The sequence below is a fragment of the Vibrio sp. 10N.247.311.12 genome (assembly GCF_041467515.1).
Classification (GTDB): Bacteria; Pseudomonadota; Gammaproteobacteria; order Enterobacterales; family Vibrionaceae; genus Vibrio; species Vibrio crassostreae_C.
Genome location: NZ_JBFSUV010000007.1, coordinates 37,568 through 54,003, shown reverse-complemented (window position 1 = coordinate 54,003; position 16,436 = coordinate 37,568). Strand labels below are relative to the sequence as shown.

At 47.7% G+C, this 16,436-nt stretch carries 3 protein-coding genes; all 3 read left to right on the top strand.

The genetic code is table 11. The features are described from left to right. Positions 1-628 precede the first annotated feature (628 nt). Genes AB6E30_RS05070 through AB6E30_RS05060 form a run of 3 tightly spaced genes read left to right on the top strand, consistent with a single transcriptional unit; the run spans position 629 to position 16,427 of the window. Positions 629-8,446, top strand: a complete 7,818-nt coding sequence (locus AB6E30_RS05070) for a phosphopantetheine-binding protein (RefSeq protein ID WP_372102819.1) — start codon at positions 629-631, stop codon at positions 8,444-8,446. Beyond that, the gene (locus AB6E30_RS05065) at positions 8,446-10,494 is read left to right on the top strand and encodes a PfaB family protein (RefSeq protein WP_372102817.1); all 2,049 of its coding nucleotides are present in this window, start codon (positions 8,446-8,448) and stop codon (positions 10,492-10,494) included. The genes AB6E30_RS05070 and AB6E30_RS05065 overlap by 1 nt, the downstream gene beginning before the upstream one ends. Further along, positions 10,491-16,427, top strand: a complete 5,937-nt coding sequence (locus AB6E30_RS05060) for a beta-ketoacyl synthase N-terminal-like domain-containing protein (RefSeq protein WP_372102815.1) — start codon at positions 10,491-10,493, stop codon at positions 16,425-16,427. The genes AB6E30_RS05065 and AB6E30_RS05060 overlap by 4 nt, the downstream gene beginning before the upstream one ends. The last annotated feature ends 9 nt before the right edge of the window (positions 16,428-16,436 follow it).

The following is a 16,436-nucleotide window of genomic DNA, read 5'->3' as shown; positions in this document are numbered from 1 at the left end:
AACATAGAGAATCTGCGCAGGAAACACCCTTCATATGCGGACTTAAAACTAATTTTTCAAATAATAACAAATTAAAACACAGATCACACTTAGCCTTACAGAACAGACATCTATTAAATGTTACTTACAAAAATCTGACATAGATCTCACCAAGTCAAAAAATAGAGCATAAACACTAAAAAACCACTCATATCCATTAATTATCAATAAGTTAATTGCATTAAAAATACAAAAAATAAAAGTTCAGTAAAATCATCTGGTCTGAACAGATCATAGTGGCCTCTGGGAGCATTGTATCGGCCACTCACCTCGGGTAGCCTGCTCAACCATTAAACAAATTCACACGTTTTTATTGCGGATACCTGCTTTGCATAAAGCAGTACTTTGGACAGGATTTAAATGGACATTAACCTCACATTCGAATACCCCCTTCACGCATGAAACACGTTCTCAACGTCTGCAAGTCAATGAACTTCGCACCCCCTATTTCAGTCAGGTGGCCAACTTTCGGCAGCCTTACTCTTCAGCTGCGTTTGCCCAAATCTGTTTCAGATTTATTTTCGATTCAATTAAAAGCGCAGCCTCAAAACACGACATCGCCCTCAGTGATTTCAAGTGGAGACTCATAATGAGCCAACCCGAAAAAAATACACCGGAATCAGTCGACGACACTCGACTTAATAAACGTCTTAAAGACATGCCTATTGCTATCGTTGGTATGGCAAGCATGTTTGCGAACTCTCGCTACCTAAACAAATTCTGGGATTTGATCAGCGAAAAGATCGATGCAATTACCGAAGTGCCTGATACACACTGGCGCCCAGAAGATTACTACGATTCAGATCGTACTACGCCAGACAAATCTTACTGTAAGCGCGGTGGCTTCATCCCAGAAGTTGACTTCAACCCTATGGAATTCGGCCTTCCGCCAAATATCCTAGAACTGACTGATACGTCGCAGCTGCTTTCTCTGATCGTGGCAAAAGAAGTACTTGAAGATGCCAAGCTGCCTGAAGGCTACGATCGCGATAAGATCGGTATCACGCTCGGTGTTGGTGGTGGTCAGAAGATCGCTCAAAGCCTGAATGCTCGTCTGCAATACCCTGTTTTGAAAAAAGTCTTCAAGAGCAGTGGCATCAACGACGAAGACAGCGAAATGCTGATCAAAAAATTCCAAGACCAATACATCCACTGGGAAGAGAACTCATTCCCTGGTTCATTAGGTAACGTAATTTCAGGTCGTATTGCTAACCGCTTTGACCTTGGTGGCATCAACTGTGTAGTAGATGCTGCGTGTGCAGGTTCTCTAGCCGCAATGCGCATGGCACTGAGCGAGCTGGTTGAAGGCCGCAGTGAAATGATGATCACTGGTGGTGTGTGTACTGATAACTCACCAACCATGTACATGAGCTTCTCTAAAACCCCAGCATTCACTACAAACGAAACCATTCAACCTTTCGACATCGATTCAAAAGGCATGATGATTGGTGAAGGCATCGGCATGGTTGCTCTTAAGCGCCTTGAAGATGCTGAACGTGACGGCGACAGAATCTACTCAGTGATTAAAGGTGTCGGTTCTTCTTCGGATGGTAAGTTCAAGAGTATTTACGCGCCTCGCCCTGAAGGACAAGCAAAAGCACTCAAACGTGCTTATGATGATGCAGGTTTCGCACCGCACACGCTTGGCCTACTAGAAGCGCACGGCACAGGTACTGCAGCAGGCGATGTTGCTGAATTTGGTGGCTTAAACTCGGTATTCAGTGAGAACAATGAAGAGAAGCAACACATTGCGTTAGGCTCTGTGAAATCTCAAATTGGTCACACTAAATCAACCGCGGGTACTGCAGGTTTAATCAAAGCTGCCTTAGCACTGCACCACAAAGTACTGCCGCCAACGATTAACGTATCGGCTCCGAATCCTAAACTGGATATCGAAAACTCGCCGTTCTACCTAAACACACAAACGCGCCCTTGGATGAAACGTGTCGACGGCACACCACGCCGTGCAGGTATCAGCTCATTCGGTTTTGGTGGCACTAACTTCCACGTGGTATTGGAAGAGTACACACCAGAGCACACTCGCGGTGACAAATACCGTCAACGCCAAGTGCCGCAAACTCTGTTATTCAGCGCAGAATCTCGTCAAGCACTGATCAATGAACTTAAAAAGGTTTCAACTCAAACTGCAGATGCAGCGTTCAAACTGGAAGCGCTTGCTGAGCAACACGCTCTACGCGAAGTTGACGCTAAGCATGCTCGTCTTGGTTTAGTTGTAACTGACCAAGCAGACCTTCAAGCGCAACTGACTCAAGCGATTCCTATGCTTGAGAGCCAAACCAAAGCACATTGGCAGATACCAAACGGTACTAGCTACCGTGAGTCAGCACTGATTGCTGAAAACGGCACTAGTAAAGTAGCAGCGCTATTTGCAGGTCAAGGTTCGCAATATCTCAACATGGGTCGCGAGCTTGCTTGTCATTACCCAGAGATGCGCCAACAGCTTGCTCAAGCGGACCAAGTATTTGGTCAGCACAAGAAGACGGCTCTGTCCCAAATTCTATTCCCCATTCCAACCTTCACACCAGAAGCAACCAAAGCTCAAGAAGCGGTGTTAACCAACACGGCCAATGCGCAAAGTGCAATTGGTACTGTGTCTATGGGTCAGTTCGACATCATGACTCAAGCTGGCTTCAAAGCAGACATGGTTGCAGGCCACAGCTTTGGTGAACTAAGCGCACTATGTGCTTCGGGTGTTATCTCGCAAGACGATTACTACCAACTAGCTTTCGCTCGTGGCGATGCGATGGCGGCGACACCTGAACAAGGCGACAGCGGTACTATGTTTGCGGTCATTCTAGACGCAGACAAACTTCCAGCCGTTGAAAGCTGCATCAGCCAATTTGAAGGCGTGAGCATTGCCAACTACAACGCTCCGACTCAACTGGTTATTGCAGGTCCAACTGCGACGGTTCAACAAGCAGCACAAGCGCTAACTGAACAAGGCTTCAAAGCGATTGCTCTGCCAGTGTCTGGCGCTTTCCACACACCGCTTGTTGCTCACGCTCAAAAACCATTTGCTTCTGCAATTGATAAAGCTTCATTCAGCGCTCCAACACTGCCGCTTTACTCAAATGCAACGGGCAAGCTGCACAGCAAAGACGCTAAAGCGATCAAGAAAGCGTTCAAGCAACACATGCTGCAATCGGTTCGTTTTAGCGAGCAAATTGAAGCGATGTACGAAGCCGGTGCGCGTGTATTCGTTGAGTTCGGTCCCAAGAACATTCTTCAAAAGCTGGTTGAAAAAACACTGGCTGATAAGAACGAAGAACTTTATGCAATCAGCATCAACCCAAACCCTAAAGGCGACAGTGACCAACAGCTTCGTTTAGCTGCCGTTCAACTGTGCGTGGCTGGTGTTTCATTAGACAACATTGACCCTTACCAAGCTGACATTGCTGAACCTGCAAAGGCATCACCAATGAACATCAAGCTGAATGCAACCAACTACATCAGCCCTGCTACTCGTAAGAAAATGGATCAATCATTGGCTTCGGGCAACGTCACCGAAAAGACTGAGATTGTTGAAGTGAAAGTTGAAGTCGAGAAAATCGTGGAAAAAGAAGTGATTAAAACAGAAATCGTTGAAGTACCTGTCGCTGCTCCTCAAGCTTCAAATGTACAACAATCAGTTGCAGCACCAAGAGTACAAGTAGCAACAGCAACTCAGCAGCCTCAAGTAGCACAACCTGCACCAGCGACTATTCAACCAACAGCTTCAGTAACGGTTGATGAGTCTTCACTGCAATCATTCTTCAATGCTCAACAACAAGCAGCAGAAGTACATCAGCAGTTCCTTGCGATTCCTCAGCAATACGGTGACACGTTCAACACCCTAATGTCTGAGCAAGCGAAAATGGCAACGGCAGGCGTAGCAATTCCTGAGAACCTACAGCGTTCTATGGAAATGTTCCACCAGCACCAAGCTGAAACGCTAAAAGCTCACGCTCATTACCTAGAGATGCAAGCGCACAGCAACAACTCAGCACTTAACATGCTGACACAAGGTTCAGTACAAACGGTACAACCAACCTTCGTTGCTTCTGTAAATGCTCAGCCAGCGATTCAAGCTCCAACTACTCAAACTACTCCAGCAGCTATCGTCCAACAGCCTGTAGCTCAAGTACAAGCGACTCCTGTACAAGCTGCGCCGGTTCAAAATACAACAGTTCAGAAAGCTCCAGTACAGAAAGCCGTTCCTGCAGCTCAAGCAGCAGCGCCTGTTGCAGCCCAACCTGTACCAGTTAAAGCACAACCAGCTCCTGTAGCTGCACCAGTAGCAGTACAAACAGCCGACGCTGAAAAAGTGATGCTAGAAGTCGTTGCCGAGAAAACGGGTTACCCAACGGAAATGCTTGATCTAGAAATGGACATGGAAGCAGATCTTGGTATCGACTCAATCAAGCGCGTAGAGATCCTTGGTACCGTTCAAGACGAAATGCCAAACCTACCTGAGCTGAACCCTGAAGATTTAGCTGAGTGTCGTACTCTTGGTGAAATCGTTACCTACATGAACAGCAAGATGCCTTCTGGAGTTTCAACTAATGAAGCTGCACCAGTTCAAGCAGCTGCTGTAGTTAATGGTCTTGATGCAAAAATCGTTCAACAAACCATGCTAGAAGTGGTTGCTGAGAAGACAGGTTACCCAACGGAAATGCTTGATCTAGAAATGGATATGGAAGCAGACCTTGGTATCGATTCAATCAAGCGTGTTGAGATTCTTGGTACGGTTCAAGATGAACTGCCTACTCTTCCAGAGCTAACCCCTGAAGACTTAGCTGAGTGTCGTACACTTGGCGAAATCGTTGCTTACATGAACAGCAAGCTTCCAGCTTCTGCTCCCGTGGCTTCACAAGCAGCAGTAGTTGCTCCGGCAGCAGCTAGCAATGGTCTAGATGCGGCTGTCGTTCAAAAAACCATGTTAGAAGTAGTGGCAGAGAAGACGGGCTACCCGACTGAAATGCTAGACCTAGCAATGGACATGGAAGCTGACCTTGGTATCGATTCAATCAAACGTGTTGAAATCCTAGGTACGGTTCAAGACGAATTACCGACTCTTCCAGAGCTAAACCCTGAAGATCTCGCTGAGTGTCGTACTCTTGGCGAAATCGTAGACTATATGAACAGCAAGCTTCCAGCTTCTGCTCCAGTAGCAGCTCAAGCATCTGTACCAGCGCAAGCAGTCTCAAACGGTTTAAACGCTGAGCAAGTTCAAAGCACAATGCTGAGCGTAGTAGCTGATAAAACTGGCTACCCAACAGAAATGCTCGACCTAGCAATGGACATGGAAGCAGACCTTGGCATTGACTCAATCAAACGTGTTGAGATCCTTGGTACGGTTCAAGATCAACTACCAACATTGCCAGAGCTGAACCCTGAAGATCTAGCTGAGTGTCGTACTCTGGGTGAAATCGTTGACTACATGAATAGTAAGCTAGGCGCTACTGCTACTACGAGTACAGAAGTCGCTGCAGCAACTGTAGAAAGCACGAGCAATGACCTAAATCCTGCTCACGTTCAATCAACAATGATGGAAGTGGTTGCCGACAAAACAGGCTACCCCGCAGAAATGCTCGACCTAGCGATGGACATGGAAGCAGACCTTGGTATCGACTCAATCAAACGCGTTGAGATCCTAGGTACAGTTCAAGACCAGCTACCAACGCTGCCAGAACTGAACCCTGAAGACTTAGCTGAGTGTCGTACGCTTGGTGAAATCGTTACCTACATGCAAAGTAAGCTATCCGCTGCTGCACCCGTAGCAACTTCAAAAGCTGAATCAGTAACGCCTATCGCAGAAACAGCGACAGCGGAACTTCCTCCACACAATGAGGTGGCGCTAAAAAAGCTACCAGCGGCAGATAAACTCGTCGATTGTTTCTCAAAAGACGCTTGTGTCGTGATCACAGATGATGGTCACAACGCCGGTGTTCTAGCAGAAAAGTTGACCGCTAACGGCATTCAAGTTGCTGTAGTGCGTAGTGCTCTTTCTGCCGCGTCACCTTTAAACAGTGAAATCGCAAGCTACACCCTCAACAGTATCGATGATGCTGGTGTGACTGCGGTTATTAACGACATCGAAGCAGACCTTAAAACGTCGAACAAAGTGATTGCTGGCTTCATTCATTTACAAGCTATCGTTGATACGAAACAAAGCAACGAGCAAGCGGTTAACTTGAATGCAGACTCAAGAACTTCACTGACAACAGCGTTCTTATTCGCCAAGTACCTAAATGGTCAGCTGAATGCCGTTTCTGGTCGTAGCGTGTTCTTCACGCTAAGCCGTATCGATGGTGGCTTTGGTTACCTAGATACTAAGCAATTAGCGAATGCAGAACTTAACCAAGCGGCTCTATCTGGTCTAACTAAGACACTGAGCCATGAATGGTCAAACGTGTTCTGCCGCGCATTGGATGCTGACGCTTCGATTGATGCTCGTCACCTAGCTGAAGCTATCACAGGCGAACTGTTCGATATCGATACCAACACGGTTGAAATCGGCCTTAGCCATGCGGAAAACGGGGAATCTGGTCGTGCAACATTGATTGCGACAACACCAGGTGCTGCGCAAACCAAAAACACAGGCGCTCAACTCACCAAGAGCGACAAAGTTCTGGTGACGGGTGGCGCTAAAGGCGTGACGTTTGAATGTGCACTGACTCTTGCTAAGCAATGTAAGTCTCACTTCATTCTTGCAGGTCGTAGTAAGCATATTACTTCAGCTGAGCTACCTCAGTGGGCACAAGGCAAGCAAGAGAAAGAGTTAAAACCAGCGGCTATCGCTCACCTACAAGCAACAGGTGACAAACCAACGCCGAAGAAAGTTGATGCCTTGCTAAAACCTGTATTGAGTAGCCTTGAAATCAACGCAGCACTTGCCGCTTTCAACGAGATTGGCGCGAGCGCTGAATACCTAAGCCTAGATGTATCGAACCATGAGTCAGTAGCGAAAACGCTGGCGAATTTCGAAGGCATCACGGGTCTTATCCACGGTGCAGGTGTACTGGCTGACAAACACATTCAAGATAAAACGCTTGATGAACTGAACATGGTTTACGGCACAAAAGTGGGCGGACTAGAAGCAGTTCTTGGCGGTCTTGATAGCAGCAAGCTAAAACTGATTGCGATGTTCTCTTCGGCGGCGGGTTTCTACGGAAACACAGGCCAAAGCGATTACTCAATGTCCAACGAGATCCTGAACAAAGCGGCTCTACAGCTGTCTGCTCGTAACCCTCAAGCGAAAGTGATGAGCTTCAACTGGGGACCGTGGGACGGTGGCATGGTCAACGCAGCACTGAAACGTATGTTTACAGAGCGCGGTGTGTACGTAATTCCTCTTCAGGCGGGTGCAGAGCTATTTAGTTCTCAACTACTGAACGAAACTGGCATTCAACTGCTGGTTGGTACGAGCATGCAAGGTTCTGACAACAAGGAAGCTGCTGTAAAAAAGCTTAATGCGGAGTCTGTGCACCTTGCAGAGAGTCCGCTGAATACAAGCATTACTGTGACACGTCATCTTGATCCAAAGGCATTGCCTTTCATTCAAGATCACTGCATTGCCGGTAACCCAGTGTTACCGACAGTGTGTGCCATCCAATGGATGCGTGAAGTCGCAGAGCAACTGTTAGGGGTGAACGTTAGCGTTCACAACTACAAACTGCTGAAAGGTGTGATTTTTGATACTGATGAAGTGAAAGAGCTGAAACTGGTTCTTTCCTCTGATGCTAAATCAAAAGATCAGCTAAAAGCAGTAATCAGCTGCCAAGGACGACCACAGTATCAAGCTCAGTTGCAAGTTGCCTCTGTGCAAATGTCTGAAGATGTTCAACAAGCGTCGACAAAACGCTTTGAAGCCAGCACTTCAGCACCTGTAACAACGGCACAAGCTCTATACAGTGACGGCACTCTGTTTCATGGACCAAGATTGCAAGGTATTACCTCAGTTGAGCGCTTTGACGACTTAGGCTTATTGGCTCAGTGCCAGTTGCCTCAGATTGAAAACAGCGACTGCGGATCATTTATTCCTAAGCAAGGCTTTGGCGATAGCCAACCATTTGCTGAAGATTATCTGTTGCAAGCCATGTTGGTATGGGCTCGATTGAAATACGGCGCGGCAAGCCTACCGTCTGCAATCGGTGAGTTTGTGTGTTACGCACCGATGCACAATGGTGACCAAGGTTGGCTAGAACTGAGCGTGATAAAAAGCACGACTCGTTCACTGCAAGCTGATATCTCGCTTTACCACCAAGATGGTCGTTTAAGCGCAGTAATGAAAGGTGCCAAAGTCACCATCAGCAAGAGCTTAAATGACGCATTTTTGCCAAAATCTAGCTCAGCAGTGCCGAAGAAAGAAGCGACTAAGAACCCAGAAAAGGAGCAATTGTCATAGTGACTGTTCCTACTAATAAAGCGATGCCATTGCGCATCGCTCTTTTAGCTCAGCCAGCAAACGCGGCTGAGCTTTCTGCCGACTTATTTCCCTCGTTCCCAGAGATGATAACTGTTGTGGTTGATGGCAATTTTAATCAAGCACTTGCTCACGCCATCGAGACAGTCAATCAAGGTAATGTCGTTAAGCTCTGTTTGGATCATCACTCACCATCATTGTTGATGTTAAGTGCGCTGAATGCTGCTCAGAATAAGATTCACCCACACGCGAATTTGGCGAGCTTTGTAGATACAGCTACCGGAAATAGCATTCAGCTAGCTCTGGATATTGCACGCCGCCCCGCTTCAGATTTAAGTCATCAACAGCAACACTCTGACTTATCGGCTTCGCAGCAGTTTGATGAATTGTTGAATATAGTTAATGCGATATCGAGCCGTTCATTACCGAGCCATTCATTACCTAACCATTACTGGTTCACTGAGCCAAACAAAGCACGTGTTGCTGCGTTAACTTTCAGTGACGATAGCCCAAAAGCCACCAGCCTGATATTGACTCAAGCGACCGGTTTGCACGAGCCAAAGCCCTTGCTATCCAGCGAGCGTTTGATGTTTGTAGTTTCTGGCAATGACCAAGCCGAACTGGTTTCTCAGTTAACCTCGTTAAGAGAAGAGCTTAAATGCGTTAACGAATCGGCAGACCATGAACTTGCTATCGCCAGCGTGATGCATTCAAACCTAAGCCACTTTCAAAGCGTTCAACACCATGCTGGCCGTGGTGCGAACATCGTGATTCAAGCCGCTTCAATTGAGGCTGCACTACAAGAGATCACCGCGATAGAAAATGCGTTGCCAAAAGTAGTGGGTGACAATAGCCACTACAAAACGCCAGCAGGCAGTTGTTTCTCACCGATGTCTCAAAGCAAAGGTGGCGTTGCATTTGTTTACCCTGGTGTTGGCACGGTTTATCCCGGCATGTTGCGCGAATTTCACCACCATTTCCCACAGTTATTTGCTCGCTTAGAACGCGAAGGTAACTTGAAAGAGATGCTGCAGGCTGACAAAACCTACGCAGAAAACTCGCAAGAAATGTCGCTCAGTGAATTGGCAATTGCAGGTGTCGGCAGTAGTTATTTACTAACGCAGCTCTTGTGTGATGAATTCAAAGTGCAGCCAGATTTCGCTTTGGGTTACTCCAAGGGTGAAGCCTCCATGTGGGCCAGCTTAAATGTTTGGAAAAATCCGCATGCGCTGATTGAGATGACTCAAACCAGTCCTATCTTCACCACGGCTATTTCTGGCGAACTCACCGCAGTACGTCAAGATTGGCAGCTGAACGGCGACGAAAGCATCCAATGGAATAGCTTTGTGGTTCGCAGTGATGCGCAAGCGATTGAGGCTCTGTTACCAGAGTTTCCACGTGCTTACCTTGCCATTATCCAAGGTGACACTTGCGTACTGGCAGGCTGTGAAAGCACCTGTCGTGCTCTGCTCAAGAAACTGGGTAAACGTGGCATTGCCGCGAATCGTGTTACCGCAATGCACACCACACCGGCATTGAGCCAACATAGCCAAGTGCGTGAGTTTTACACACAACCACTGTTCGACGAATTGCCAAAGCATATCCGCTTTATCAGCGCAGCAGGTCTACCGACTGGCGAACCAATCAATATAGACAGCGACAGCATCGCCCTTTCGATTGCCGACACTTTCTGTTCGACGCTGGATTTCACCGCGTTGATCCAGAGTGCGCGTCAACAAGGTGCTCGCCTGTTTGTTGAAGTGGGTGCCGATCGTCAAACCAGCACATTGATCGACAAGATCAATCGTAGCGACAACGTAGCAGACCAGTACTGCTCAATCGCTTCCAATGCCAAAGGCGGTGATGATGTTGTCACGCTCATCAAATGCATTGGTCAGCTCATTACTCATCAAATTCCACTGTCTGTCGAGCCACTTATTCAAGGGCTAGAACAACAGATCACCACCGCTAAGCAATTAAGTGGTGTGTCTCAATGCAGCGCAGTGAATCATCAAGGAGAGCTAGTATGAGTTCTCAATCGAAGCCATCTCAATATCAAGCTCAAGCTCAGAACAAACAGCAAGTAAAGTGCAATAAGATCGCGATTGTCGGTATTGCTAACCAATACCCAGAAGCGGATACGCCAAAAGACTTTTGGCAAAACTTGCTAGATAAAAAAGATTCTCGAACCACATTAAGCGCTGAAAAGTTAGGTGCTAAACCTGAAAGCTATCAGGGCGTGCAAGGTGAGTCAGACCGCTTTTACTGCGATAAAGGCGGCTACATCGAAAACTTCAATTTCGATAGCAATGGCTACCGCTTAACAGCAGAATCATTCAACGGTGTTGACCAGAGTTTCCTATGGGCTTTGGATACCAGCCGCAAGGCGTTAGTCGACGCTGGTATTGATCTGAATGCCAATATTTTAGAGCGCACAGGCGTGATTATGGGTGCCCTTTCGTTCCCAACAACACGCTCAAACGACTTGTTTCTGCCGATGTATCACTCAGTGGTCGAGAAAGCACTTAAAGATAAATTGGCTAATGACCAGTTTTCACTGCTGCCAACCAATGAAACCGCGCAAGACCTCAACCCTATCAATGGTGCTGCAGCACATAACGCCTCTAAGTTAGTGGCTGATGCGCTAGGTTTAGGCAACGTGCAACTTAGCCTAGATGCGGCATGCGCAAGCTCAGTGTATTCATTGAAGTTAGCGTGTGATTACTTGAACACGGGCAAAGCCGACATGATGTTGGCAGGTGCGGTATCCGGTGCTGACCCATTCTTTATCAACATGGGTTTCTCCATCTTCCACGCTTACCCAGACCACGGTGTGTCGGTTCCGTTTGATAGCAACAGTAAAGGTCTATTTGCTGGCGAAGGTGCGGGGGTTTTAGTCCTAAAACGCTTAGCCGATGCAGAGCGTGATGGCGATAACATTTACGCAGTCGTCAGCGGTATTGGCTTGTCGAACGATGGCCGTGGCCAGTTCGTATTAAGCCCAAATAGCAAAGGACAAGTACAAGCCTTTGAACGCGCTTACGAAGCTTCTAACCTAACACCAGACAGCATCGAAGTAATTGAGTGTCACGCAACCGGCACACCGTTAGGTGACAAGGTTGAGCTAACCTCAATGGAACGTTTCTTTGCTGACAAACTGAATGGTTCTAACCCGCCATTGATTGGCTCTGCGAAGTCCAACCTCGGTCACTTACTGACTGCGGCGGGTATGCCGGGGATCATGAAGATGATTTTTGCGATGAAAGAAGGTGTTCTTCCGCCAAGTATTAATTTGGACAAGCCACTATCGTCGCCTGAAGGTTTATTTGGCCCACAGACTCTGCCAACGCAGGTTCAACCTTGGCCAAGTAAAGCGGGTAACTCAGAGCGCTGCGCGGGTGTTTCTGTATTTGGTTTCGGTGGTTGTAACGCTCACTTACTGCTTGAAGCGTATTCAGACACGAGTCATGTAAACCAGATTCCAGAATCAGTATCTCCAAGCCTACAACCGTCTAATTTAAGCATTACTGGTCTCGCGTCTCACTTCGGCTCTCTGCAAAGCATCAATGCGCTAAGCACTGCGATTGAAACCAACAACGATGCTTTCATTGCTTTGCCTAAGAAGCGCTGGAAAGGTTTAGACCAACATCCAGAACTGCTGAATCAGTTTGGTTTACACGGCATTCCAAACGGGGCTTACATCGATCAATTCGACCTCGATTTCCTACGCTTCAAAGTACCGCCGAATGAAGATGACCGTTTGATCTCTCAGCAGTTGCTACTGATGAAAGTTGCAGACGAAGCGATCAAAGATGCCAAGCTTGTGGCAGGCCAAAAGGTTGCAGTACTGGTAGCGATGGAAACTGAGCTTGAGATGCACCAATTCCGTGGACGCGTAAACCTGCATAGCCAATTGGCTGACAGCTTTGCCAACATGGGTATTGAGCTAACACAAGACGAATACCAATCGCTAGAAACCATCGCGATGGACAGTGTGATGGACGCAGCCAAGCTGAACCAATACACCAGTTTCATCGGCAATATCATGGCTTCGCGCATCTCTTCATTGTGGGACTTTAACGGCCCTGCCTTTACGATTTCTGCCGCTGAACAGTCGGTTGCTCGTTGTATCGATGTCGCGCAAAACCTGATGTCGCAAGAATCAATGGATGCCGTTGTAATTGCAGCCGTTGACCTTAGTAGCAGTGCAGAACATGTCATTCTGAAGAACAGCGTGAGCCCAGTATCACTTGCTCCTAAATTCGGACAACCGCAAGACGGCAGTTGGAATGTCGGCGAAGGCGCAGGTGCAATTGTTCTTGTTGACGAGAGTCGAGTAACGACTAACCAAGATATGGCTTACGGCAGCATCAACGCATTGGCCTTTGGTTCAAGCGAGCGTAACAATGCCGTTGCTGATGAGTTACTGACTCAAGTCGGTATGAGCTCAAACGATGTTTCTCTGCTTGAGCTTAACCATGCACCCGAATCTTCATTACATCAGTCTACGTCTCTAAGTTTCGCGAACACAAAAACGACTCAAGCGAGTCAGCGTGTTGGTCATTGCTCGGCAGCTTCTGGCATGGCAAGCCTACTACACGGCCTCCTCAACCTGAACCTTGCCCCTCTGAATCCAAGCATCAGTTCTAAAAACGCGATTGTTGCCAGCATCAGCGAAGGACAATGTTCACAGCTGCTACTAAGCCAATCGAGTGTTGAATCTCAATCACTTTCTGTTCGTTTAAGTAGTGAACTGGTAAGTGATGCTAAGCGTCAGTTGGTTAAGCAAGTGACTCTTGGTGGTCGCGATATTTATCAACACATCGCAGAGACACCAATCGCTAACCTAGCGCACATTCAACAGAAAGCTTCTGGTAAACAAGCAGCAAGAGTGGCGTCGGCTCCAACGACAGCAAGCATTCAAGCAGCCCTTGTGCAAAAAGAGTTAGAGAAGAAGGTATTAGCGCAGAACGCGGTAGAACCAGCCATCGAAACTCCTACATCAGTATCCCCTACTCTGGCGCCAACTCGCCACAGTCAGCTAACAGGTAACCACAGCAATATGACTCATGTCCTATCCGCTAAAAATGGCGTGTCTCAAATCGACGCAGCTTCACAGCAGCCGCAAAATCTAAGCCAAAACCAAGCGTTTGCTCAAAACCAGCAAGCGGCTCAACAGGTACACAAAGCATTCCTGCACACACGAGCCCAAGGCATGCAGATGGCTGATGCACTATTAAAGGCGCAGCTAAACGCAGTGACGTCTGGTTTAGATAGCTCAGCCGAAACATCAACTCAGCCTGTTCAAGCTCAACCAGCTCAGGTTCAGTCAGCACCGGTAAACGTACTTGCGACACCGGCACCAGTAAAACCTGTTCGTAAGCCATGTATCTGGGATTACGATGATCTGGTTGAATACGCGGAAGGCGACATCGCCAATGTATTTGGCCCTGACTACGCGATCATCGATAGCTACTCGCGCCGCGTTCGACTACCAACCACAGACTACCTATTGGTATCTCGTGTAACCAAGCTCAACGCGACAGTGAACGAGTACAAGCCAAGCACCATGACCACCGAATACGACATCCCAGTTGATGCGCCGTATCTTGTTGATGGTCAAATCCCTTGGGCTGTTGCAGTTGAATCAGGTCAGTGTGACCTAATGCTGATCAGCTACTTAGGCATTGACTTCGAAAACAAAGGCGAGCGTGTTTATCGCCTGCTTGATTGTACGCTGACCTTCCTTGGCGACTTGCCTCGTGGTGGCGATACGCTGCGTTACGACATCTCAATCAACAGCTTTGCTCGCAATGGCGACACGCTGCTGTTCTTCTTCTCGTACGAATGTTTCGTTGGCGACAAGATGATCCTGAAAATGGATAACGGTTGTGCAGGCTTCTTCACTGACGAAGAGCTAGCAGACGGCAAAGGTGTGATTCACACTGAAGATGAAATCAAGGCTCGTAAACTTGCCACTAAGCAACGCTTCGACCCTATGTTGCACTGCCCTAAAACGCAGTTTAACCACCAAGAACTGCGCCACCTGCTGACTGCAAACATTGCAGAGTGTTTTGGCCCAACTCACCAATCTGATCGCCACCAGCCTTCTTTGTGCTTCAGCTCAGAGAAGTTCATGATGATCGAAAAGGTTAGCCGTGTTGAACCGCAAGGCGGCACATGGGGACTTGGTCTGATTGAAGGTCACAAGCAGCTAGAGCCTGAGCACTGGTACTTCCCTTGTCACTTCAAAGATGACTCAGTAATGGCTGGATCTTTGATGGCAGAAGGTTGTGGTCAGCTGCTTCAATTCTTCATGATGCACCTTGGCATGCATACGCTTGTTCAAAATGGTCGTTTCCAACCGCTTGAAAATGCCCCTCAACAAGTGCGTTGTCGTGGTCAAGTTCTACCACAATCAGCAGAACTGACTTACCGCATGGAAGTGACCGAGATTGGTCTAAGCCCTCGCCCATACGCGAAAGCTAACATCGATATTTTGCTGAATGGCAAAGTGATTGTTGATTTCCAAAACTTGGGTGTGATGATCAAAGAAGATGACGAATGTACTCGTTACCTGCCTTCTTTAGAAACAGCTGTCGCGCCCCCTGTTATCGAAAACTTGGGCCATACACCCGCCATTAATCAGCAGGCTTCAGCAAATGCGCCGTTGATGGCGCAAATTGAAGACCTAGAAACAGCGCCAAATAAAGGCGTGATTCCTCTTCAACATGTTGAAGCTCCGGTAACGCCTGATTACCCGAACCGCACACCCGATACGGTTCCATTCACGCCATACCACATGTTCGAATTCGCGACTGGCGACATCGAAAAATGTTTCGGCCCTGACTTCTCAATCTACCGTGGGATGATTCCACCACGTACTCCGTGTGGCGATCTGCAGCTAACTACTCGTGTCGTAGAGATTGATGGCAAGCGTGGCGACTTCAAGAAGCCTTCATCGTGTATCGCAGAATACGAAGTGCCAGAAAATGCATGGTACTTTGATGAAAACAGCCACCACACCTTGATGCCTTATTCGGTATTGATGGAGATTTCACTGCAGCCAAACGGCTTTATCTCTGGCTACATGGGCACCACACTAGGCTTCCCAGGTGAAGAACTGTTTTTCCGTAACCTAGACGGCAGCGGCAAAATGCTGCGTAACGTCGACTTGCGTGGCAAAACGATCACCAACGATTCTCGCCTGCTTTCAACCGTAATGATGGGTACAAACATCGTACAGAGCTTTAGCTTCGAACTGAGCACTGACGGCGTGCCATTCTACGAAGGTACAGCGGTATTTGGTTACTTCAAAGGCGCAGCACTGAAAGACCAACTGGGTTTGGACAACGGTAAGGTGACTCATCCTTGGCACGTTGATAACAACCGCACGCCGGATGTAAACATCAACCTGCTAGACAAAACGACGCGTTACTTCAATGCACCTGTCTCGTCTACTGGTGAAGTACAAGAGCACTACAAATTGGCCGGCGGTCGTTTGAACTTTATCGATACCGTGCAGATCACTAGCGATGGTGGTAAAGACGGTCTTGGTTACCTATACGCTGAGCGTACGATTGACCCAAGTGATTGGTTCTTCCAATTCCACTTCCATCAAGATCCTGTAATGCCAGGTTCTCTAGGTGTCGAAGCGATCATCGAGCTGATGCAAACCTATGCGCTAAACAAAGATCTTGGCGCTGACTTCCGCAATCCAAAGTTCGGTCAAATCCAATCTGAAGTGAAATGGAAATACCGTGGTCAGATTAACCCTCTGAACAAACAGATGTCTCTCGATGTACATATCACAGCGGTTAAAGACGAAGACGGCAAACGCATCATCGTTGGTGACGCAAACCTGAGCAAAGATGGTCTGCGTATTTACGAAGTGAAAGACATCGCAATTTGTATCGAAGAAGCCCCTGCTACCGATAAAGCTTCTGGTATCAATAAAGCTTAAGCCGCCATT

Excerpts from the sequence above, each read along its gene's own strand:
- AB6E30_RS05060 (WP_372102815.1), top strand. The coding sequence starts at position 10,491 with ATGAGTTCTCAATCGAAGCCATCTCAATATCAAGCTCAAGCTCAGAAC.
- AB6E30_RS05070 (WP_372102819.1), top strand. The coding sequence starts at position 629 with ATGAGCCAACCCGAAAAAAATACACCGGAATCAGTCGACGACACTCGA.